Source organism: Hymenobacter rubidus (genome assembly GCF_016734815.1).
GTDB lineage: Bacteria > Bacteroidota > Bacteroidia > Cytophagales > Hymenobacteraceae > Hymenobacter > Hymenobacter rubidus.
This window is the reverse complement of sequence record NZ_JAERQF010000004.1, coordinates 179,359-201,158: the sequence shown is the minus strand read 5'-3', so window position 1 is coordinate 201,158 and position 21,800 is coordinate 179,359. Positions and strand designations below refer to the sequence as shown.

Genomic DNA, 21,800 nt, shown 5'->3' with positions numbered 1-21,800 from the left:
GGCCGCCAGGGTGCTGGCAACCGGTGCGCGTGCACCGCATTCCTTACTTCAGGAGGCCTAGCCCTCGATGACGAGCAGCGGGCCGGTCAGCGGGTCCTCCTCGTCAATCGCCACGCCGGTCAGGCGCTTTACGTCGGCCGAGGCGCTGGGCGTGACGCCGAAATCGTAGTCGGCGGCGTTTTCCGGCACCACGATGAGGTAGCCCGGACCGCTGGCCAGCGTCTCGACCGGGACGGCCGTGCCCAGCAGCGTGCGCAGGACGGGCTCGGCAGCGGCAAAGTCCAGGGTCGGCCCGCTGGGGCTCTGGTGGATGCCAAGGGCGGCCAGTTCGGTGGCGGTGAGAAGGCGCGGGGCGGTGCCGGGCAGGTGGAGGGTGGCTTGCATGAAGTAAAGAAAAGCGTTTAGCAGGAAGGAGAAACGGGTATGGCCGGGGCCAGCAGCCGGGCGTTGGCGTAGCGCACGCTGCCGAGCAGCAGCTGGCGGGCCTCGCGGAGGCGACGCACCAACTGGCCGGTGAAGAGGGTTTCGGGCCGAGGCTGGCCGGGGTACTGCACCGTGAGCCAGCAGGTGGCGCTGGGCACCGGGCCACTCACCCAGGCGTATTCAAGCTGGAACCGCTCGCCCTGCGGCCCCAGCCAGTGCGCAGCTACGGTGGCCATCGTCGGGCGCACCTGCTCAGTGGCCACAAAGCCCTGCGTACGCAGCCAAGCGGCCAGCGGGGCCGAGAGGTCGCGGGGGCCTTTGGAGGCCGTGTGATAGGGTGCGGGCGCTTCCATTACAGGCCGAGGGGAACGGGGACGGGAGCCGGCAGCAGCTCGGCCGGAATCTCATACTTGGGCAGGCCGTAGCCCACCAGCGCCACGAGGTGCTCCAGGTTCATCACCCGGCCGATGCGCACGTTGTTGAGCATGGAGGCCTTGGCCTCGTAGTCGTCGCGCACGGCGGTGTCGACGGCGCTGCTGGGCAGGTCCTCGATGACGAGGGAGAGCAGCCGCAGGTACTTCTGACGCTCAGTCATGATTCGTGTTTGGCACAATTCACCCGACAGTTGCTTTCTTGCAACTGCTCTGTACTGTACACTGCACAAACATACGGCAATGCGTTATATATGGCGCAAATATTTTTAACAAATATTTGGCGCATCTACCTTAATATGACAGAACAATCTATAGGCCAAAGGATTAAATTTTTAATCGAGGCAACGGAGTTCAGTGTTAGGAAGTTTGCACAGGCGATAGATGTTAGCGAAACCAATATTCGCAACTATACCGACCGAGGGACTAAGCCTAGCTCCGACGTACTAGAGAAGATTGCCCTCCAATTTCCCCAGACAAATTTGGAGTGGTTGTTAACAGGTAGAGGGGCTGCTTTCAAGACTGACTCAGATGGAGGGCTCACCCAAACCAATATTGCCGGCAAAAAGAACGCAGTCAATGTAGCCGGTGGCAAAGCCAACCAGACTAACATCATCCTAACCGAATGCGAAAGAGAGCGCGACGCCTACAAGGCCGAGCGCGACCTTGCCCGCCAAGAGGCCCAGTCGCTCCGCGAGCAACTGGCCATGAAGGACCAACTCCTGGCTGCTAAGGACGAGATGCTGGCGCTGCTGCGTGGGGGATATAACCGGCCGAATTAACAACGTCACTATCTACCCTTACCATGGCAACAATCGACTATTTCAACCCGGAAAATATCGAGAAAGCTGGTACCAACTTGGACGAACTCACAGCCATTCAGAAAGACTTTGAGAAAAAGACAGCTAGCTATGAGCAAGCCGCCGAGTCTGTTACTGGCATTCTACTTAAGGCGCACAGTGTGCACTCCGGGCGCTACAGGGTAAAGGATTCAACACATCTGCTGAAAAAAATAATCAGAAAGCGTATAGAGAATTCGCAGCGTATCATCACTATCGATAACTATGAGCAAGAGTTAACTGACCTAGCTGGCGTTAGAGCCCTGCACCTGTTTAAGTCAGATTGGAAGCATATTCACAAGTTCATTACTGATTCTTGGGCGCTGCACGAGAAGCCTACAGCATATTACCGCGAGGGCGATTCGGAACAGGTATTAGACATGTTTACAAAGCAGAACTGCGAAGTAAAGCCTCATCCGGAGGGCTACCGTTCGGTACACTACATTGTCGAAACCTCGCCTACACGTGCAAAGCGCTTTGTCGAGATTCAAGTCCGCACCATCTTTGAAGAGGGGTGGAGTGAGGTGGACCATCAACTTCGCTACCCCAATTTTTCGAACGACCCGCTAATTCACAATCTCTTATCACAGCTAAACCGATTGGCAGGCAGTGCTGACGAGATGAGCAGCTTTGTTCAGCAACTCAATTCGCACATGGTCCAGAGCCAGTTCGAGTTAGAGAAACTTACTCACGAGAAGAACGAGCAGATTAAGAAACTGGAGGCCATTATTGCCAAGGCAACTATTTCAGCAGAGGATAAATCCACGCTGCAGGACGTAGCCACATCCATCAATGAAGGCCGATTTTTCACTGCCGCCGAAATCATGCGCTTTCTCAATGAGAATATATGGGGCGTTAACAATACAGCCTTTAATTCAGGTTTCGACATTGCCACTGGGACGGGTGGTTTTTTTACGCACTTTTTAGACCGTCATAAGTCTTCCCCCAATGCCCCACATACACAAAAGGAAGCCCCGGACAGCGACCTTGCCCCCGACGAATCACCCGAGCAGGCTTAACTTCGTCCTTTTAGGCACCAGCAAAATGCGGTCTACCCTTTGCTATTTATTTTAGTGTAACGTACTGTACAAACGTACGGATTTACTACCTTTCGTGCGCAATTCTACACTACCTTCCTCGCACTAACCGGTCCTTTTCAATAAATGCATGGGCCCAACGCCTTGCAAACAAATGACTTGGCGCATATTTTAGCATACTTTATGTGTTGAGAGGGGTGTTACCAGCCAAGACTTCTACTCACAATGCCCCCGCTTGTTCAGCTCCTTCCTACCTCTCCAAAGCCCAAGGCCGTCGATTTGTTCAGCGGATGTGGCGGCCTCACCTGCGGCCTTGACCTTGCTGGCTTCGACGTGGTCGGCGCCGTTGAAATGGAACCGAAGGCCGTCGATACCTACCTTCTGAATTTTCCCAACGTGCATGTCTGGAAGCAGGACATCCGCAAAGTCAGAAGCAAAGACATGCTCGCTGCTCTAGGCCTCAAGCAAGGCGAATTGGATTTATTGGCCGGATGCCCGCCTTGTCAGGGCTTCTCCTCCATCAACACCAAGAACGGCAAAATCACCATCGATAACGAGAATAATAACTTGGTCTATCAGTTCCTACGGCTGATTAAGGAACTCAAGCCCAAGACCGTTATGATGGAAAATGTGCCAGCACTAGCAGCCGATGGAAGGATGACCAAATTTCTGGCAGCCATTGGCAAGCTGGGCTATTATAATGGCCCTGATGCTGTGCAGGTGCTCGATGTTTCTGATTATGGTGTACCGCAGCGCCGCAAGCGCATGGTGCTACTTACCAGCACCAAGGGGCCAGTCACGTACGCTCAGCCGATAGCTGAGCGGGCCACCGTCCAGCAGTTTATAGGTGGCTTGGAAAAGCCGGGCGAAACCGGTGATGCCATGCACGACGTTGTTGAAAGGCGTTCAGAGGCCGTTATGACCAAAATCAGGGCTATTCCTCATGACGGGGGAAGTCGGTCCGATTTGCCGGATGAGATGCAGTTGCCGTGCCACCAACGGTGCAATGGTTTCACAGACATCTATGGGCGTATGGCTTGGAATGATGTGGCTCCTACCATCACGGGCGGCTGCACCAACCCATCGAAAGGCCGGTTCCTGCATCCGGAGCAAGACCGTGCCATCACTCCGCGCGAAGCAGCTCTTTTGCAGACGTTCCCTGGCAATTACAAATTCAATACCCCTATCAACAAGGAAAAAGTTGCTCTTATGATAGGTAATGCCTTGCCACCACTGTTCATTAAAGCCCATGCCGTGCAAATCAGTGCAGCACTGCAAAGACACGCAGTAGCCTAGCTAGCGTTTTTCATTGATGGCCTAATTAAGAGTCATCGCTGAAACGCCCTTAAACCACTTCTACCGCAGGGATTTACTTACATGGCCAACTTCAAAACCAGAGCGCGTGCGGTTGACATGCTCGGCCGTCAGCAAATTTCTGGTATCCCCACGGCTATCAGTGAGCTGTTCAAGAATGCCCATGATGCCTATGCCGACCGGGTTGAGGTAGATTTTTACCGTTCTGACCGGCTGTTCGTGCTCCGCGACGACGGCTTAGGCATGACGCGGGAAGATTTTGAAACCCGTTGGTTAACGCTAGGCACTGAGAGCAAGGTTGGAGGTAATTCCGGTATGTCACTGCCCCCTCAGGCATTGGGCAAAGCACCACGTCCGGTGCTAGGCGAGAAGGGCATCGGCCGCTTGGCCATTGCCGCTATCGGCAGCCAAGTATTCATCGTTTCCCGCGCTTTGCGTGATGAAAGCCTGCAGGATACCGTCGTAGCCTATATTCATTGGGGCATCTTCGAGCAACCAGGTATCGACTTAGATGAAATACAGATTCCCATCCGTACCTACACTGGCGGCGTGTTGCCTGGCGAGCATGAAGTTGCGGAAATGCTGGCTGAATTTGCACGCAATCTGGACAAATTAAAATACCTTTCTGACGGAGAGAGAGCTCGCTTCCAAGCTGATTTCGCTGCAACTCAACTGAGCTTGGAGGAGGTGGACGGGTATGTGCCTTATATGAGCCTCGCCGAAGGCCACGGCACGCACTTCATCATCGCACCGGCAAGTCAACTGCTCGATGCCGACATCGACAAAGCCACAAACGACGAGGCTTCACCGCTTGAAAAAGCTTTGTTGGGCTTTACCAACACGATGACGCCGGATTACATGGAGCCTGATATCAAAACGGCATTCCGAGACCACAAATCCAGCGACTTTGTAAGGGACTTGATAGGAGAAGGTGAATTCTTTACATCCGCTGAATTTCTCAGCACCGATCACCACTTCGAGGGCGTGTTTGATGAGTTTGGCCAGTTCAATGGCCGGATTTCAATATACCGAGAACGGGATACTCCTTACGCCATCGAATGGAACGGCGCAAAAGGCAAGAAAACATCTTGCGGTCCGTTTAAAATAAACATTGCGTATATCCAAGGGCAAGCCAACCAGACCACTCTGGTTACCGAGGACTTTAACCGTTTGTTCCAAAAGGCTGAAAGGTTTGGTGGTCTTTATATCTACAAAAACGGCATCCGTATTCTACCTTACGGAGATACCAACTACGACTGGCTGGAAATTGAAAAACGGAGAACAAAGAAGGCCAGCACGTACTTCTTTTCGCATCGGCGCATGTTCGGGGCCGTTGAGATAGACCAGATTAGCAACAAGGAATTGAGTGAAAAGGCCGGAAGAGAGGGCTTTAGAGAAAACAAAGCATACCGGGAGTTCCGGGATATTCTCAAAAACTTCTTTCTAAAACTGGCTGCTGATTTCTTTAATGAAACCGGGGTTTACAGCGGTGAGTTTATAGGTCGCCGCAAAGAACTGGAGCAGGCTGAGGAGCTGCGTAAAACGCGCGAAAAGCAAAGCAAACGCAAACGTGAGGTATTTGCTCTTCAACTAGAATCGTTTAACCAAGCCCTTCGCAACAATGACCCGGAGCGCGAAGCCTTCGAGTTAACTACTCAATTTCAACGTCAGTTGGGACTTGCCTCTACGATTGCCGATGGTCGGCGGGCAGCTCATGAATTTCTCACAATAGAATCTAATGCTCGACAACAACTGCGAGCTTTGGAAGAGAAGTATCGTGTGGCAAAACCACGAGGCTTTGCCACCACTCGTGCTTTAGAACGAGATTACAATGACTACCTCCACCTGTACGATGAGCTCCAACGAAAGACTTTCTCCGTCTTCAGAGAGTTGGTTGAAGGAGAGGTAAGTCAAGCTGCCCAACGTGCCCGAATAGAATTAGACCGGCGGGTGCGCGTCGAGCATTCTCTACGAGAATTGGCTACACAAGCCGAAAGCGTAGGCCGCACCGAACGCAAGGATACCATCACCACCTTGGAGTCGATGGATGAGATGGTCAAGGACAAAGTCAAGGAGAGCGTTGTGCAAATCAATGATGAAGTGCGCAATGTGCTGATGGAATTCAACACCATCGATTTCACTAACATGGATGAATCCGCCGTTTTTGAAGTCCGAGACCGGTTAGAGAGCCGAATTATTGAAGTAAAAGACCGTAAGCAGGAATTGTTTCGGGCTATACGCACTCAACTCGAAAACATTAATCTTGCTGAAAATGCCGCCCGTCAGGTAGACGAATTGGATGCTCTAGAGCAGCGGGTAGTGACATTAGAAGAGCAGGATGATGAGCAGATGCGCCTCAGCCAGCTGGGCATGTCCATTGAAATCATTAGCCACGAGTTCGAGTCGACGGTCAAAGGCTTTCGCGATGGCCTGCGTCGACTTAAAGGGTGGGCTGATATGAACGAAAACCTCAGCGGCGTATATAAAGACCTGCGCGTCAGCTTCGAACATTTAGATGGATACCTTGCGTTATTCACGCCGCTTCAACGCCGCCTTTACCGTCGCGCCGCCCCTATATCTGGTCCGGAAATAGTAGAATACATCACCAATCTATTTGAGACCAGATTTGAGCGTCACAACATTAAGTTAGTGGTAACTCCACGATTTAATAAACAGCGGATTACTGGGTATTTATCTTCTTTCCTACCCGTATTCGTCAATTTAGTTGACAACGCTATCTATTGGTCGAAGGATAGAAAAGAGGGCAAAACAATAGAGTTTGACGCCGAGAATAATGACTTTTTGGTTTCTAATAATGGGACTGAGTTACTGCCCAGTCGCTCCGAAGCCATCTTCGAGTCTGGGGTTTCTTACAAAATCGGTGGCCGTGGGCTAGGATTATCCATCTCGCGAGAAGCGTTGGATAAAGCAGGATATTCAATTCGCGTGGATGATTCACCCCGCCCGGGCATGAGTATTACATTCAGAATTTCACCTAAGTAGATTGTTGCAATGTCTTCTCAAGAAGCCTACGCGGAGTTCCATGCATACTCCCTAAGCATCGCCGCAGATTTCTTACAGAGTGTCGTCGTTGTTGACGACAAGGCGGAAACCGACCCTAAAACGAAACCAGGTGCCGCCGAAGCTACCCCTACATCTGTATTGACTTCACCAAGCCGCGGAGGGCAAAAAGTATCTACTCTATCTAAAACGCCTGCAGAAACCACCGACCAAATCATCAAAGGCGAGGACAAGGAAAAATTACACTCAGTACTTGTTCCGACGGAGCCAGCATCGCCTATTCCTAACTTATTAGATGAGGAAGTTCTACCGATTAAAGCTCTGAACGAAGCTTTCGCTCAGCACGGAATAGTTTGTGGTTTTTTGCGTCCGCCTGTAGCAGAAGCAGGGAAAGCAGAGATAATTGACCGGGTCGAAAAGACAGCAAAACGGGCTGACATCGTTATTCTTGATTGGAAAATGGAGGTTGGAGACGCACCTGGACGGACCGCGCTCACTATAATCGACCGCATTCTATTGAGCGACGACGGTAAAAGAAACAATCTCTTTCAATCGAGCGGCAGGCTGCGATTGATTGTGATTTATACTCAGAGCCTAGACCTTATTAAAATCAGAGACGCGATTTACGACCACCTGAATGCTGGCTCGCCGTCAGTTTTTAAAAAGCTCGGTGATTATGAATTAGGTCACGAATCCACCCGAATTTGTGTATTCAGAAAGTCAGGTGGAACGACCAAGGCTGCCGATGGTCGGACTTACGATGTAATTGCCTTAACAGATAAGATAATTGATGAATTCACGTTACTTACTGAGGGGCTTTTGTCAAATGTAGCGATAGAAGCAATGACGGCTTTGAGGCAAAACACCCACAAAGTCCTTCAAAAATTCAATCCTAGTCTTGACGCACCTTATCTAACCCACCGTGCTCTTACAAATCCAGTAGAGGAAACACAATCCCATCCAGTCGCACTAATTGCTTCAGAGATGCAGGACGTACTGGAAGGTAATGGGGTGACGGAATCAATTGCACCTGAACAGATAGAATTCTGGATAAAAGGACTATCTACCAAAGTAAAGCTTAAATCAGATTTTAGAGACATGTCAGCAGAACAACTGCCTGACTTTGTATTAGATGCCGTAGTAAAAGGAGTGCATGACGAATCTGTCTACACAACCCCTAACGCCGCATGGAATGCTTTCATGAAGAAGATGAAAGCTTCCGAACGAGATAAAGCCAGCAGGTTCACTAATACCATGCTCAGTGATGATACGGGCAAAGACAAGGACAGAGATTTTTCAATGTTAACAACGATTCGGTCACATTATAATGAACCTCCTCCCTATTTAACTTTAGGTAGTATAGTTGCTGTTCGGAATGGCAAAGCGTCTGACTACTACGTTTGCATACAACCAGTATGCGATTGCGTCAGGTTAACTTGTGCTCGACGCTTCCCCTTTTTAAAACTAATTCCGCTTCCTGTACCAGAGCCTGAAAAGCCTAAGTTTGATATAGTAATTAAAGATAAAGGGGAATTTTGCGAGCTAAAAGTAGATGTAAAGCCATACAATATGGAGCTATTCACCTTTACTCCAAAAGCCGAATTAATCAGAGCTGAAAAGAGGGAAGGAGAAATTCAGGAATGGGTCTTTAAAGGAATCAACGCATTAGGAGAGCCTGTTGATTATATCTGGATTGCTGACCTCAAGTTTGCACACGCACAGCGTATTGCTGGGCGTTTTGCAGTTGAGGTTTCTCGCGTTGGATTGACAGAATCTGAATGGCTCCGTAGAATGGCGAGCTAAGCTCACCTATGGAAGTAACCCGCCAGCTCCTCACCGAACGGGCCAGTAAAAAAGGTCTGGCCCGCATCCAGCTCACTTTCTGCTGGGCGGGCCAGCGCCTACGGCTGAGCAGCGGCCAGAAGGTAGCCCCCAAGGACTGGGACGCCCGGCAACATCGCGCCAAAGCCAAGCCCGGCACCTTCCTTGGCGACATCAACAAGGTACTGCAGTACTACACCGACGCTGCCACGGCCGCCGAGCACGAGGCCACCATGAAAGGGCAGGTGCTCGGCAAGGAAGCCATGCGCGCCGAAATCGAGCGCCGCTACTTGGAACTGCTGCGCACCGCCAGTGGGCTGCCGGATATCCCTGCCCCTCCCACCGCAGCCCCGCGCGCCGTGGCCGAAGAGATGGCGCACTGGGTCGAGACGGTCGTGGCCGCCCGCATCTCCCGGCGCACCGGCCAGCGCATCAACAACAAGGTCGTGAACAACCACCGCCGTGCCGCCCTCGACCTGGCCAGCTTTGCCCAGGCCAGCCCCACGGCCCTGACCTACGCCGGCATCGATGCGCGCTTCAACGAGGCCTTCCGCAATCACCTGCTCGGCACGCTCGGACGCAGCCCCGGCACCTACAACCACTATTTGGGCCTGGTGCGGGCCTTTCTGATTTGGGCCGCGCAGGAAGGGCACCCGGTCAACCGGCGGTTCCGCGAGGTGCTGCAGCCCATCGAACACCACACCTTCGTCGAATCCTTTACTGAGGACGAGGTGCTGGCCATCGCCAGCATCGACTTCACCAGCCCCGAGGTCTGGGCTTACGTGCAGCAGCAGTTTCCCGAGCAGGCCAGCGCCGGCCCGCGCCGCATGATTACCACGGCCGAGCACCTGCGCCGGCTGCAGCTCACGCGCGACAAGTTCCTGCTCTGTACCTATACGGCCCTGCGCATCGGCGATGCGGACAACCTGCGGCCCGCCCAACTGCACGGCGACGTGGCCCGCGTGAAGGCCGCCAAAACCGGCGTCACCTGCATCATCCCCCTGGTCGACGACGACGTGTTCAAGCCGGCCTCCCTGCTGCGGACCTACGCCGGCCAGGACCCGAAATGGTGCCTGCCCCGCGTCACCTTTCCGTACCTTTACCTGCCCCACGTGCAGCACCTGGCTGGCATCACGCGTCTGCCCATCCTCTTCCATACCGGCCGCAAAACCTTCGCCACCCTCAAAATTGCCCAGGGCGTGCCCCGCTCCCAGGTGATGATGACCACCGGCCACCAGACCGAGGCCAGTTTCAACCACTACCTGGGCATCAACGAGGCCGAGCTGCTGGCCTGGTACCGCCGCACAGCCCGTAAGAACACTTAAAAAGGTGGCAAAAAGGGTGGCAGACTCGTGTAAAACCTAGCCAACCCTGGCACACCCTGATTTAGCAAAACACTCTTGAGCGTTCAAAAACCCACTTTTTCACCGGCTCCGGCAGGCCCTACTTACAGTATGGGATTCTGGCTGATGTGTTTGTCGTCCTTCCTGTTTTTTGCCAGCTTCAACCTGCTGCTGCCCGAGCTGCCCGACCACCTCACCCGGCTGGGCGGCGGCCAGTACAAAGGCTTCATCATTGCGCTGTTTACGCTCACGGCGGCCATTTCGCGGCCCTTTTCGGGCAAGCTGGCCGATACCGTGGGCCGCATCCCGGTGATGGTGTTTGGCTCGCTGGTGTGCGTGGTGTGCGGGCTGATTTATCCGTGGGCGCTCACGGTTGGCAGCTTCCTGGCGCTGCGGCTGCTGCACGGGTTCAGCACGGGCTTCAAGCCCACGGGCACGGCCGCCTTCGTGGCCGACATTGTGCCGGCCGACAAGCGCGGCGAAGCCATGGGCCTGCTGGGCATGACGGGCAGCCTGGGCATGGCCATTGGGCCGTGGCTGGGCACGCAGGTGGCGGCGCATTTTTCGCTCAACACCATGTTTTATTGCTCGGCAGGCATGGCGCTGCTGTCGGTGCTGGTGCAGGGCTCCCTCACCGAAACCCTGCCCCTGGCCCAGCGGCGGCGGTTTAGCTTCGCCCTGCTCAGGCTGAACTGGCGCGAGGAAGTGCTGGAGCCTTTGGTATTTGCCCCGGCCATCGTTACCGTCCTGTGCCTGTTTCCGTTCGGCGCCGTGCTCACCGTCATTCCCGACCAAAGCAAGCTGCTCGGCCTGCCCAGCAAAGGGCTGTTCTACATCTGCTACACGGTGGCGGCGCTGGTGGTGCGGCTGGTGGCGGGCAAGGCCAGCGATACCTACGGCCGGGTGCCGGTGCTGCGGTGGTCGGCGGGGGTGCTGGCGGTGGGGCTGGCGGTGCTGGTGTGGTCGCCGTCGGTGCCGGTGTTTTTGCTGGGGGCCGTCGTTTTTGGTATCGGCACGGGGCTGAATTCGCCCACGCTCTACGCCTGGACCGTCGACCTGAGCCACCCCGAGCGCCGGGGCCGGGGCGTGGCCACCATGTACATTGCCTTGGAGGTGGGCATTGGCGCGGGCGCGCTGCTGGCGGGCTGGATTTTTGCCAACCAGCCCGGCCGGCTGCCCTACGTGCACGGCCTCAGCCTGCTGAGCGTGCTGGCAGCCGTGGTTTATTTAGTTCTGACGCCGACCACGCCCCCGGTAATTGCGCCCGAAATGGAGCCCTCCCCTACCCCGGAAGAAGTAATATAAACCATTGCCGGTTGTTGGTCAGACATTTGGAGGCGTTTATACTCGTTGCATCGGCTGGCTTTCCAAAGCGAGCCGGGGCATATCACCCCGTATTCAAATACAGGTAAAGAAATAGATGAAAAATGGGTGAGCTTTCAATTAATTCCTATAGTTTTAGGGATTCAAAGATTGTCTACTCCTTTCTTTTTCGTCGATGCAAGCAGCGATACTGCTCAACGGCTGGCGGCGGACGCTGCCCCTGCTCACGGGCCTGTTTGGGGCCGCCCTGGGGGCCCAGGCCCAGCCCGAACCCATCAAATTTGGTCAGGTAGACCGCAACGACCTGACGGCCGCGCCTTTTGCGGGCGACAGCGCGGCCCCGGCCGTGGTGCTCTGCGACTACGGCCGCTCGCGCCTGAAGGGCAACCAGGGCGGCTTCCAGGTGGTGTTTGAGCGGGTCACGCGCATCAAGATTCTCAGCAAGGCCGGCTACGACCAGGCCACCGTCGAAATCCCGCTCTACCACCGCAACGACGACCAGGAAAAGGTGGTGGGCCTGCGCGGCTTCACCTACAACCTGGTGAACGGGCAGGTGGAAAAAACCAAGCTGGAGGCCACCAGCGCGTTCATCGAGAAGCGCACCCCCAACATCAACGTGCAAAAGTTCACGCTGCCCAACGTGCGCGAAGGCGCCGTGATTGAGTACGCCTATACCCTGACCTCGGACTTCCTGTTCAACTTTCAGGATTGGACGTTTGAGCGCGAGATTCCGGTGCGCTGGAGCGAGTACCGGGTGAGTATTCCGGTGTTTTACCAGTACAAAATTCTGTACCAGGGCTACCGGGAGTTCGACGTCAGCACCTCCAAAGTGGGCTCCGAAAGCCTGCTGGTGGAAAATAAGATACCCAGCGGCGGCGGGCTGGCTTCTGGCCAGTCGGCGGGCATGCTCACCATTGCCTCGCCCACCGAGGAGCACCAGTGGGTGCTGAAAAACCTGCCCGCGTTTCGGGAAGAGCCCTACATGACCACTGCCCAGGACTACCTGGCGCGGCTCGACTTTGAGCTGACCGGTGAGCAGTGGCCCAACTCGCCCTACCACGACCTCTCGGGCAGCTGGGAAAAAATGAACGCCAGCCTGCTGGGCGAAGAAGCATTTGGAGGCCGCATCGGCCGGAACAGTCCGCTCCACGAGCAGGCGCAGGCCCTGGCCGCCCAGTACCCCGACCTGACGGCCCGCGCCGCCGCCGTGCGCCAGCTCGTGATGGCCGCCGTGCGCTACAACGGCACCAACCGCTACAGCACCGAGGAGCCGCTGCGCAAAGCCGTTGACACCCACCGCGGCACTTCAGCCGACGTGAACCTGCTGCTGATTGCCGCCCTGCGCGATGCCGGCCTCACGGCGCACCCCGTGTTGCTGAGCACCCGCGACCACGGCCACATCAGCAAGGAATATCCGCTTCTCGAGCGTTTCAACTACGTGGTGGCGGCCGTGCCGCTGGCCGATGGCAAAGACCTGCTGGTGGACGCCACCGAGCCGCTGCTGCCCTGCGGCGTGCTGCCCGAACGCTGCCTCAACAAAGTGGGGCGCCTCATCACCAAAAAGCCCGAGGACGGCCGCTGGGTGGACCTGGTGCCGGCCCAGCGCCACGTGCACTACCAGCAGGCCACCCTGACCCTCGACGCGCAGGGCGGCCTCACGGGCAAGGTGCACGACGAGCACGGCGGCTACGCCGCCGCCGATGCCCGTGCCGCGCTGGCCGCGCAGGGCGAAAAGAAATACCTGGCCGCTCTGGCGCAACGGCACGAAGGCTGGGCATTTACCAAAGCCGCCGTGGCCCAGGTGGAGGCCGTGGAAAAACCGCTGGCGCTGGAATACGAATTCAGCCTGCCCGCCGACGACAAGGCGGCAACCGGGCCTTTTTACCTAAGTCCGCTCCGGCTGTTTGCCGGCGAGCAAAATCCCTTCCGGCACGAGGCGCGCACATTCGCCGTCGATTTGGGCGTGCCGCTGGAAGAAACGCTGGTGGTCGACCTCGCCTTGCCAACCGGCTACGAACTGGCCGAATTGCCCAAACCCGCCGTGGTGAACCTGCCCGATAACGGCGGCCGCTTCATCTACAGCGTGAGCGCCGTGGGCCCCGGCAACGTGCAGCTTACCAGCCGCCTCAACCTGCGCAACACCGTGTACGCGGCCAACCAATACCCCAACCTGCGCGAGCTCTACCGCCTGCTGCTGGCCCGCCAAAACGAAAAATTGATTATTCAGAAAAAAGCCGGCGGCTGATAGCGCGGCCGTGCAGGCAGTGCCTTTAAGCCTGCTATAAGCCACCGGCCATGCCGAGCACAGCGAAACATAATTGCCAATCTGCCTTAACCATCGAAAGCACTCCCTTGGCGTCTTCGCTGCTATTGTTCAATATTTCCCTCAAACCATTCCTTTTCCTGCATGAAAAACCCCTACCCTTTTCTGCTCCCGGCGCTGGCCGGCTTTTTTGGGGCCTTCGCGGCCCAGGCCCAACCCGAGCCCATCAAGCTTGGCAAGATTGAGCCGCAGGAGCTGACCGCCGCGCCTTTCGTGGGCGACAGTGCGGCCTCGGCCGTGGTGCTGTGCGACTACGGCACCACCCGATTTGAGTACATCAGCAACGATTTCCAGCTGGTGTCGGAGCGCGTGACGCGCATCAAAATCCTGAAAAAATCTGGCTACGACGCGGCCACGGTGCGCGTGCCGCTCTACCACCGCGACACGCGAACGGAAAAGATTTCGGGCCTGCGCGGCACCACCTACAACTTGGTGAACGGGCAGGTGGTAAAAACCAAGCTCGACGGCAGCAATGCGTTCACCGAGGAGATGACGCCCAACGTGCGGGTGCGCAAGTTTACGATGCCCGACGTGCGGGAAGGCGCCGTGATTGAGTACGCCTATACCGTGACCTCGGACTTCCTGTTCAACTTCCAAAACTGGCGGTTTCAAAGCGACATTCCGGTGCGGTGGAGCGAATTTCGGGCGTCTATTCCGGAATATTTTCACTACCAAAAGCTGATACAGGGCTACCACACGGTCGACGTGCAGGAGCAAAACGAGGCAACCACCCAATTTGTCGTGCACTCCGGTGGCAGTTCCACGGGCAGCGGCTTTAATACCACCCGCCAGTCGGCAACCAACGAGCCCGTGTCGGCGCGCGTCATGAACTTCCGCTGGGCCATGAAGGACGTGCCCGCGTTTCGGGACGAGCCCTACATGACCACGGCCCAGGACTACGTCGACCGCCTCAATTTCCAGCTGGAGGGCGTGCAATATCCGGGGCAGGCCTACCAGAACGTGGCCGGCACCTGGGCCAAAATTGATATGGAGCTGCTAAACGACGACAGCTTCGGCCCTCAGCTTGACCGGGCAGGCTTTCTGAAAGAGCAGCTCCAACCCCTGGTGGCCAAATACCCCGACCTGAGCCAGCGCGCTGCCGCCGTGCGCGAAGTGGTGATGAGTGGCATCCGCTACAACGGCAGCAACGACTACTCTTCGCGCACCTCGCTGCGCAAGGCCTACGACGCCCACCTCGGCAGCTCGGCCGATGTGAACCTGCTGCTGATTTCGGCCCTGCGCGTGGCGGGCATTCCGGCCAACCCCGTGCTGCTGAGCACCCGCGACCACGGCCGCATTTTCGAGTCGTTGCCCCTGCTCGAACGCTTCAATTACGTGGTGGGCCTGGTGGCCCTGCCCGACGGCAAAGACCTGCTGGTGGACGCTACCGAGCCGCTGCTGCCCTGCGGCGTGCTGCCCGAGCGCTGCCTGAACCAGTCCGGCCGGCTCATCATGAAAAAACCGGAGGATGGCCGCTGGGTGGACCTGGTGCCGGCCCAGCGCCACGTGCGCTACCAGCAGGTGGCCCTGACCCTGGACGCGCAGGGTGGCCTCACGGGCAAAGTGCACGACGAGCACAGCGGCTACGCCGGCGCGCAGGCCCGCAAAGAGCTGGGGGAGCTGGGCGAGAAAAAATACATGGCCGCCCAAACGGCGGCGCACAACGGCTGGAGCGTGCCCAAATTTGCGGTGCTGGATAAGGAAAACGTGGCCAAGCCCCTGGCCCTGGAATACGAATTTGCGCAGCCCGCCGACGACAACTCCACGCCCGGCACGTTTTACCTGAGCCCGCTGCGCCTGTTTGCCAGCGAGCAAAACCCCTTCCGCCACGATTCGCGGCTGTTTCCCGTCGATTTTGGGGCCGCGCAGGAAGAAACGTCGATGATAACCCTGAACCTGCCAGCCGGCTACGAACTGGCCGAGCTGCCCAAGCCCGCCGTGGTCGACCTGCCCGACGGTGGCGGGCGCTTTATGTTTCAGGTGGCAGCGGCTGCCCCCGGCGTGGTGCAGCTCACCAGCCGCTTCAACCTGCGCAAGGCCATGTACGCGGCCACCGACTACGCCAGCCTGCGCGAGTTTTATCGGCTGATGCTGGAAAAACAAGGCGAAAAGCTCATTATCAAGAAAAAGGTTTAGCGCCGGAATTCCCCGCACCACGCCTCTTCGCCCACTTTCTAACCTACCTTGTTTATGGCGCTTTTCGTCTGCCGCCTGGCCCTGAACACGGCCTTGCCCCTGCTGCTCCTGCTGCCCTTGAGCGGCGCTGCCCCCCTGCATACCGCGGCGCCGGTGCTGAAATATGCCGTGGCCGATATTCCAACCGCCCTGCGCGAAGGCGCCCACGCTGTGCTGCGGGCTAACGACGAGGTGGTGACCGTGAAATCGGCCAGTCGGCTGGTGCATACCGTGCATCGGGTCATCACCGTGCTCGATGGCGCCGGCGATGACCTGGGCCGCCACTGCGTGAGCTACGACGCCCTCAACGGCCTCAGCTACCTGCGCGGGGCCGTGTACGATGCCGATGGCCGCCTCCTGCACCAGCTGCGCCCGGCCGAAATCCGCGACGCCGCCATCGACAGCTACACGGGCAACTTTATGACCGATGTGCGGGTGCGCTGCGCCGACCTGCGCCAGCCCCAAACGCCCTACACCGTGGAGTTTGACTACGAGCTGGTGTCGGACAATACCTTGTTTTACCCCGATTGGCAGCCCCAGGAAGCCGAAGGCCTGGCCGTGGAAGCAGCGTCGCTGCGCGTGACCACCCCGGCCGCCCTGCCCCTGCGCTACCAGGAACGGCAGTTGCCGGCTGGCTGCGCCGTGGCCCGCACCACCGCCGGCGGCCAGGAAACTTACGAGTGGCATTTGAAGCGCCTGCCCGCTGTGGAAGAAGAGGAAGCCGCCCCGCCACTGGCCGACCTCACGCCCGCCGTCGTGCTGGCCCCCGGCACCTTTGAGGTGCAGGGCCACAAGGGCGCCGCCACCACCTGGCAAAGCTTCGGGCAGTGGAACTACGACCTGAACGCCGGCCGCGACGTGCTGCCCCCCGCCACCCTGGCCAAAGTAGCCGAGTTGGTGAAAAATGCCCCCGATGCCCGTACCAAAGCCCGGCGCATCTACGAAATGCTGCAGGGCAGCACCCGCTACATCTCGGTGCAGCTGGGCCTGGGCGGCTGGCAAACCTTCCCGGCCAGCGCCGTGGCCAGCAGCGGCTACGGCGACTGCAAAGCCCTGAGCAATTACACCAAAGCCCTGCTGGCTGCCGCCGGCGTGCCGGCCTACGTGGCCCTGGTGGGGGCGGGCTCGGACCACGCCGACGTCCGGGCCGATTTTCCCGGTTCGCAGTTCAACCACGTTGTTGTGTGCGTGCCCATGGCCCCGGCCGGCCGCCCCGATACGCTCTGGCTGGAATGCACGAGCCAAACGGAGGCCTTCGGCTACATGGGCAGCTTCACCGGCAACCGCCACGCGCTGTTGCTCACGCCCGAAGGCGGCAAGCTGGTGGCCACGCCCCGCTACGGCCTGCCAGAAAACCGCCAGGTGCGCCGCCTCGATGTGTTTCTGGACGCTTCGGGCAGCGCCACGGCCACGGCCCGCACCCTGCGCACCGGCCAGGAGCAGGACCTCTACGCCCAGCTGCTGCACGAGCTGGGCCCGGTGGAGCAGAAAAAATACATCACCGACCACCTCCAGCTGCCCACTTTCACCCTCACCAAATTCAACCTGGCCGCCGCGCCGGCCGGTCCGCTGCCGGGCGTGGTCGAAAACCTGGCACTGGCGCTGCCGGGCTTTGCGCCGCCCAGCGGCAAGCGCGTGTTTATCAACCCCAATTTGCTGAGTCGCCTGCCCGCGCTGCCCGCCCAGATAGGCGAGCGCCAGTCCGACCTGTGGCTGCCCCGCGCCAGCCTGCACGCCGATACCGTGCGGCTGCACCTGCCCGCCGGCTTCCGGCCCGAAAACGTACCTGCCGCCGTGCAGCTCAGCACCGCCTTCGGCACCTACGCCAGCCAGTACGCCACCCTGCCCGACGGAACCATCCAATATATTCGCCGCCTGGAACTTAAGCGGGCCCGGTTGCCCAAAGCCGATTACCCCGGCTACGTGGATTTCCGCCGCAAAATCAGCGCTGCGGACAAGGCGCAGGTGGTGTTAGTAAAGACCGAGAGTTAGGCAGGAAATCTGAAAAGTAAGCAGCACGTCCTGCTGTGCGCAGCCAAAGCATCTCTACCGGCAATAGTAAACCCAGTTGATTGGATTACATCCACGGGAGAGATACTTCGGCTGCGCTCAGCAGGACGTTCAAATTCCAAGCTTACCCATTCCCCTAAAACTTCACCCGCAGCTGCGCCTTCACCTCGCCGCGCAGCTGGCCCTGGATGGTTTCCAGGCCCGTACCTACGGTGTTCTGGTGGCGGTAGCGGGTTTCGGCGTAGCGCAGCCACAGCGTCATGGCGCGGTTGAGGCGGATTTCGGCGATGCCGTACAGGCGCGTGCCCTGGCCGTAGAGGGCCGGCACCGACACGGCCAGCAGCACGTCCTGCTCATACACATACTGGCGGGAGTCGTAGTCGTCGGCGTCGAAAATAGAGTAGCGGGCCGTGAGCTTGAGCGTGCGGTTGAGCTGGTAGCCCACGTCCTGGGCCAGCACGTAGCCGCTGCGCCAGGGCAGGCCAATGTCGTCGCGCAGGCGCAGGGCCTGCATGCGGGTGCGCAATTCCAGCTGCGGCGTCACGGCGGTGTTGTAGTACACCAGAATGCTCTGGCGCAGCTGCTCGCCCGGCAGCGGCAGGGCACGGACGGGGTTGAGGTCGGTAATTTCGGCAGTACTCAGGTCGCGGGGCTTGAGGCGCTGCCGCAGCTGCACGTAGAGCAGGCTGGTTTTGGTGGGCGAGTAGGCCAGGCGTACCAGCGCATCGTGGCCGTCGGTGGGGGCGCCGGCCCGGTAGCGCAGCCACGGGAAGCGGAACTGGTCGTAGTAAGCCGAAACTTCCCATTTGGCCACGGGGCGCACTTTCAGGCCGATGTACACGCCGGTTTCGTTGATGTTGCGCGTATTTTCGCTGAAGGCGTTGCCGTAGAGGGTGTGGAAATTGGGGTCGTAGTGCCGCACCAGCAGGGCCGCGTCCACGGTGGAGCCCAGGCTGGCCAGCAGGCCGTTCACGGTGCCCAGGCCGCCGCCGGTGCTGCGCGCCGTTTCGCCAAACAGCAGGAAGTTGCGGTACACGTAGCTGTAATTGATGCTCAGGGCCAGGTTTTCCTTGCCGCTGAACTCGAAGTGGTTGTAGGGCTCGGGCCGCTTGAGAATGGCCGTGCCGTAGTGCGTGAACACGCCCGTGCCGCCGATGGCCAGGTTGCCGTCGCGGCTGGTGTAGGTCACGTTGCCGCCCCCAATGGTTTCGGCCAGCTGGTGGCGGTTGGCCAGCTCCGAGGCCGTGCGGTGGAAACCGGTATAAAGCAAGCCCGACGTAAACTCATCGTACTGCGCCAGCGAATCGAGGCTTTGCTGCAGGTTGGCATCCACGTTTTTGTGCGACACGAAAGCCGTGGCCTGCACCGTGGGCGCCACCTGGTACGTGGCCGCGCCGCCCCGAAAAAACGTATTTTCCAACAGCGACGAATACGCCCGCACGCCCACCGATGAGCGCCGTAGCGTGGTAATGGTTTCGGCGCCCTTACCCACGCCCAGGCCCGATGACAGCAACAACCCCTGCCCAAACTGCAGCTGGTAGTCGCCCAGGGCCAGCGACTTCAGCTTGCCTCGCTCCTGAATGAGCAGGTGCGCCGACACGTAGTCGGCGCCAAACTGACCGTTCTGCGGGTTCCAAATCAGTTGCTCACCAGCGTCCTTTTCCATCGAAAAGCCCAGGCTGAAATCCTTGGTGTGGCTCACCCGGTAGCGAATCAGCATCTTGTCGGCCGAGCCGAGGTAGCGCGTGGTGGGCTGGCCCTGGTAGATGGTGGGCGGCGTGTAGCCCTGCCGCTCCTGCAGCACCCGCTCGTAGCGCAGGTACAGGGCATTGTTGTCCTCACGGGCAATGCGCTGCCACAAATTGCCCCGGCTGGAATTTGTGTTGCTGCTCTGCACGCTCACGAAGGGCAGAATGCGGCCGATGGTTCGCAGGTCGTACCCTTCAATGCTTTGCAGCTCATACACGCTCAGCAGGTCGCCGTTTACTTCGCGGTGGCGCAGCAGGGTAGTTATCTGGTTCTCGTTCAGCAGCAGCAGCGAGCGCAGCTCTTCGCGGGTGGCGGTATTGAGGTTGATGGGCGTCTGGTAGTATTGCAGCAGCGTTTCGTAGAGGTCCTCATACGGCACCTCATCCGACTGGATTTCGGCGAATAACTCCTGCGTCAGGCGGTCGAGGTCGGGCGCGCGCCGCACATAATCTTGCGCTTTCAGCGAATGAGGAATGAAGAATGAGGAATGAAGAATGAGTATGGCGAGCAGTAGCAGCCGCTGGCCGTCAGGTTGCAAGCACGCTTCCAGCGCTCCGCTCCTTCTGCGCCATTTCGTGATGAATGAAGTAAAGTATTTCATCATAAGTCGTTGCGGCTGCCTTTGATTCTTGTTGTATTCAGAATAGCTCTCAGAATTCGACAAACCTCCTCGCAATCGTTTTGCATGCTCTGAAACGCCTCTTCGGTCAGGTAATCGGTGGCATAGAGGAGCTTGAGCCAATAGCCGGTTTCCCTCGCCTCTTTGTAGGCGACACTGACTTTGGCCGAAAAATCAGCCCGTGATATGCCGCCAATTGCTTCTTCCACGTTTGCTCCAATGGAAGTTCCGCTGCGCAGAAGCTGCTTGCTGAGCACATATTCCGGCTTGGTTTCGCGCAGAAAGCGACACAGCTTTACCACACGCACTGCCAAACCAAAGGATTTTAAAGCAATAATATTTTCACTTCCTTCCTCCACCACACTAGCCAATTCCTCATTCTTCATTCCTCATTCTTCATTGAGCGCAGCGTCCTGCTCACGCTCAGGTGCTGGCTGAATCCCAGCGCCTGCTGAAACGCCGCCGCGTAGTCAATCTGAAACGCGCCGGCTACCACGCCAATGCCCGCGCTGGCCTGCTCCGTGAGCGAAGCCAGGCCCAGCCGGACCGCCAGAATCGGTACTGGCCGGTACTCCAGTCCCACCTTGAAATTGGCGTCGCGCTCCACATCCTTTTCGGTTTCAACCAGCAGAATCACCTGCGAGCCGGGCCGGTAGGCCAGGCCGGCCTTGAGCACGGTGGGCACCCGCTCGTCCTGGTAGCTGGCCAGCTTGGTCTGGCTAATGTTGTAGAGCGAAGCCCCGAAGCTGAGCCGCCGGGGCACTATTTCAATCTGGCCGCCCAGCGTGCCCAGCGCTACGCGCTTGCTCCCCAACCCTTCGATGCTCACCTGCAACACATCGACCCGCGCACCCAGGCTGATTTGCCCAAAGCGGTACCCATAGCCGGCCCCAACGCGGGTTTCGTTGTAGAGCACGCCCCCAAAGCGCTGGGCTTCGAAAGCCACCACGCCGTTGCGGGCATATGTGGGAGCGGCGGGACTGAAAGCCGGAGCCGCGCCTTCGGCACCGGGCATCACGCCACTGGCATTGGGGGCAGCAGTGCGGCCCAGGGGCAGGGCCACGGTGAGGGCGCCCACGTTGAGCGCCGAGCTGAAGTAGCGGTTTTCGGCGTAAAAGCCCACACTGGGCCGCTGTATCTCGCTGATGCCGGCCACGTTGTTGCCCATGCTCCATACCTCCCCGGCCAGGGCCACGGAGGCATTGCTGAGCCCGGCGGCGCGGGCACCCCGCACCCCTGGCCCGTTGCCCTGCGCCCACACCGAAGCCACCGGCAGCACCAACAAGGCCAAAAAAAGACTGAGAATAGAAAAATACCGGGGTAAACAGTGTTCCATAACCGGAAGGTAGCATTTTGGCCCCAATTGGCTGAT

General features: G+C 58.2%; 16 protein-coding genes. 10 read left to right on the top strand and 6 right to left on the bottom strand.

Going from position 1 to position 21,800, the window contains the following annotated elements; translation table 11 throughout:
* Positions 1 to 57 precede the first annotated feature (57 nt).
* From JKL48_RS04880 to JKL48_RS04870, 3 genes are read right to left on the bottom strand one after another with little or no spacing between them, the layout of a single operon-like run.
* The gene (locus JKL48_RS04880; protein ID WP_201979290.1) at positions 58 to 384 is read right to left on the bottom strand and encodes a hypothetical protein; all 327 of its coding nucleotides are present in this window, start codon (positions 382 to 384) and stop codon (positions 58 to 60) included.
* A gap of 17 nt (positions 385 to 401) precedes the next feature.
* On the bottom strand, positions 402 to 776 hold the full coding sequence (locus JKL48_RS04875; protein ID WP_201979289.1) for a hypothetical protein: 375 nt from the start codon (positions 774 to 776) through the stop codon (positions 402 to 404).
* Positions 776 to 1,018, bottom strand: a complete 243-nt coding sequence (locus tag JKL48_RS04870; RefSeq protein WP_201979288.1) for a hypothetical protein — start codon at positions 1,016 to 1,018, stop codon at positions 776 to 778. The genes JKL48_RS04875 and JKL48_RS04870 overlap by 1 nt, the downstream gene beginning before the upstream one ends.
* Positions 1,019 to 1,027: 9 nt before the next feature.
* Between JKL48_RS04870 and JKL48_RS04865 the strand changes: the two genes are divergently transcribed.
* The 10 genes from JKL48_RS04865 to JKL48_RS04820 all read left to right on the top strand — a co-directional run bounded on the left by JKL48_RS04865 (position 1,028) and on the right by JKL48_RS04820 (position 18,042).
* Positions 1,028 to 1,636: a helix-turn-helix domain-containing protein gene (locus JKL48_RS04865; protein WP_201979286.1), complete on the top strand. Its 609-nt coding sequence runs from the start codon at positions 1,028 to 1,030 to the stop codon at positions 1,634 to 1,636.
* 23 nt (positions 1,637 to 1,659) lie between these two features.
* Positions 1,660 to 2,712 carry a RelA/SpoT domain-containing protein gene (locus JKL48_RS04860; RefSeq protein WP_201979284.1) on the top strand — a complete coding sequence of 351 codons (1,053 nt, stop codon included), beginning with the start codon at positions 1,660 to 1,662 and terminating at the stop codon, positions 2,710 to 2,712.
* A 243-nt stretch (positions 2,713 to 2,955) separates the two neighbouring features.
* Positions 2,956 to 4,026, top strand: coding sequence for a DNA cytosine methyltransferase (locus JKL48_RS04855; RefSeq protein ID WP_201979282.1), 1,071 nt, complete (start codon positions 2,956 to 2,958; stop codon positions 4,024 to 4,026).
* An 81-nt stretch (positions 4,027 to 4,107) separates the two neighbouring features.
* Entirely contained in the window at positions 4,108 to 7,047 is a 2,940-nt protein-coding gene (locus tag JKL48_RS04850; protein ID WP_201979279.1) for an ATP-binding protein, read from the top strand.
* A 9-nt stretch (positions 7,048 to 7,056) separates the two neighbouring features.
* The gene (locus tag JKL48_RS04845; protein WP_201979276.1) at positions 7,057 to 8,868 is read left to right on the top strand and encodes a response regulator receiver domain; all 1,812 of its coding nucleotides are present in this window, start codon (positions 7,057 to 7,059) and stop codon (positions 8,866 to 8,868) included.
* Positions 8,869 to 8,876: 8 nt separating this feature from the next.
* Entirely contained in the window at positions 8,877 to 10,211 is a 1,335-nt protein-coding gene (locus JKL48_RS04840) for a tyrosine-type recombinase/integrase (RefSeq protein ID WP_201979273.1), read from the top strand.
* Between the two features lie 129 nt (positions 10,212 to 10,340).
* A complete protein-coding gene (locus JKL48_RS04835) occupies positions 10,341 to 11,534 on the top strand; it encodes an MFS transporter (RefSeq protein ID WP_201979271.1) in 1,194 nt (397 codons plus the stop codon).
* Positions 11,535 to 11,727: 193 nt separating this feature from the next.
* A complete protein-coding gene (locus JKL48_RS04830) occupies positions 11,728 to 13,797 on the top strand; it encodes a DUF3857 domain-containing protein (protein ID WP_201979269.1) in 2,070 nt (689 codons plus the stop codon).
* A 162-nt stretch (positions 13,798 to 13,959) separates the two neighbouring features.
* Entirely contained in the window at positions 13,960 to 16,011 is a 2,052-nt protein-coding gene (locus tag JKL48_RS04825) for a DUF3857 domain-containing protein (RefSeq protein WP_201979266.1), read from the top strand.
* 54 nt (positions 16,012 to 16,065) lie between these two features.
* Positions 16,066 to 18,042, top strand: a complete 1,977-nt coding sequence (locus tag JKL48_RS04820; protein ID WP_201979263.1) for a DUF3857 domain-containing protein — start codon at positions 16,066 to 16,068, stop codon at positions 18,040 to 18,042.
* A 154-nt stretch (positions 18,043 to 18,196) separates the two neighbouring features.
* Here JKL48_RS04820 and JKL48_RS04815 read toward each other — a convergent pair whose 3' ends face one another.
* The 3 genes from JKL48_RS04815 to JKL48_RS04805 form a co-directional block, all read right to left on the bottom strand.
* Positions 18,197 to 20,347, bottom strand: coding sequence for a helix-hairpin-helix domain-containing protein (locus JKL48_RS04815; RefSeq protein ID WP_236668621.1), 2,151 nt, complete (start codon positions 20,345 to 20,347; stop codon positions 18,197 to 18,199).
* Between the two features lie 62 nt (positions 20,348 to 20,409).
* Entirely contained in the window at positions 20,410 to 20,814 is a 405-nt protein-coding gene (locus JKL48_RS04810; RefSeq protein WP_201979260.1) for a four helix bundle protein, read from the bottom strand.
* Positions 20,811 to 21,764 carry a PorV/PorQ family protein gene (locus JKL48_RS04805; RefSeq protein ID WP_201979258.1) on the bottom strand — a complete coding sequence of 318 codons (954 nt, stop codon included), beginning with the start codon at positions 21,762 to 21,764 and terminating at the stop codon, positions 20,811 to 20,813. Before JKL48_RS04805 ends, JKL48_RS04810 begins: the two co-directional genes overlap by 4 nt.
* Positions 21,765 to 21,800: the final 36 nt, after the last annotated feature.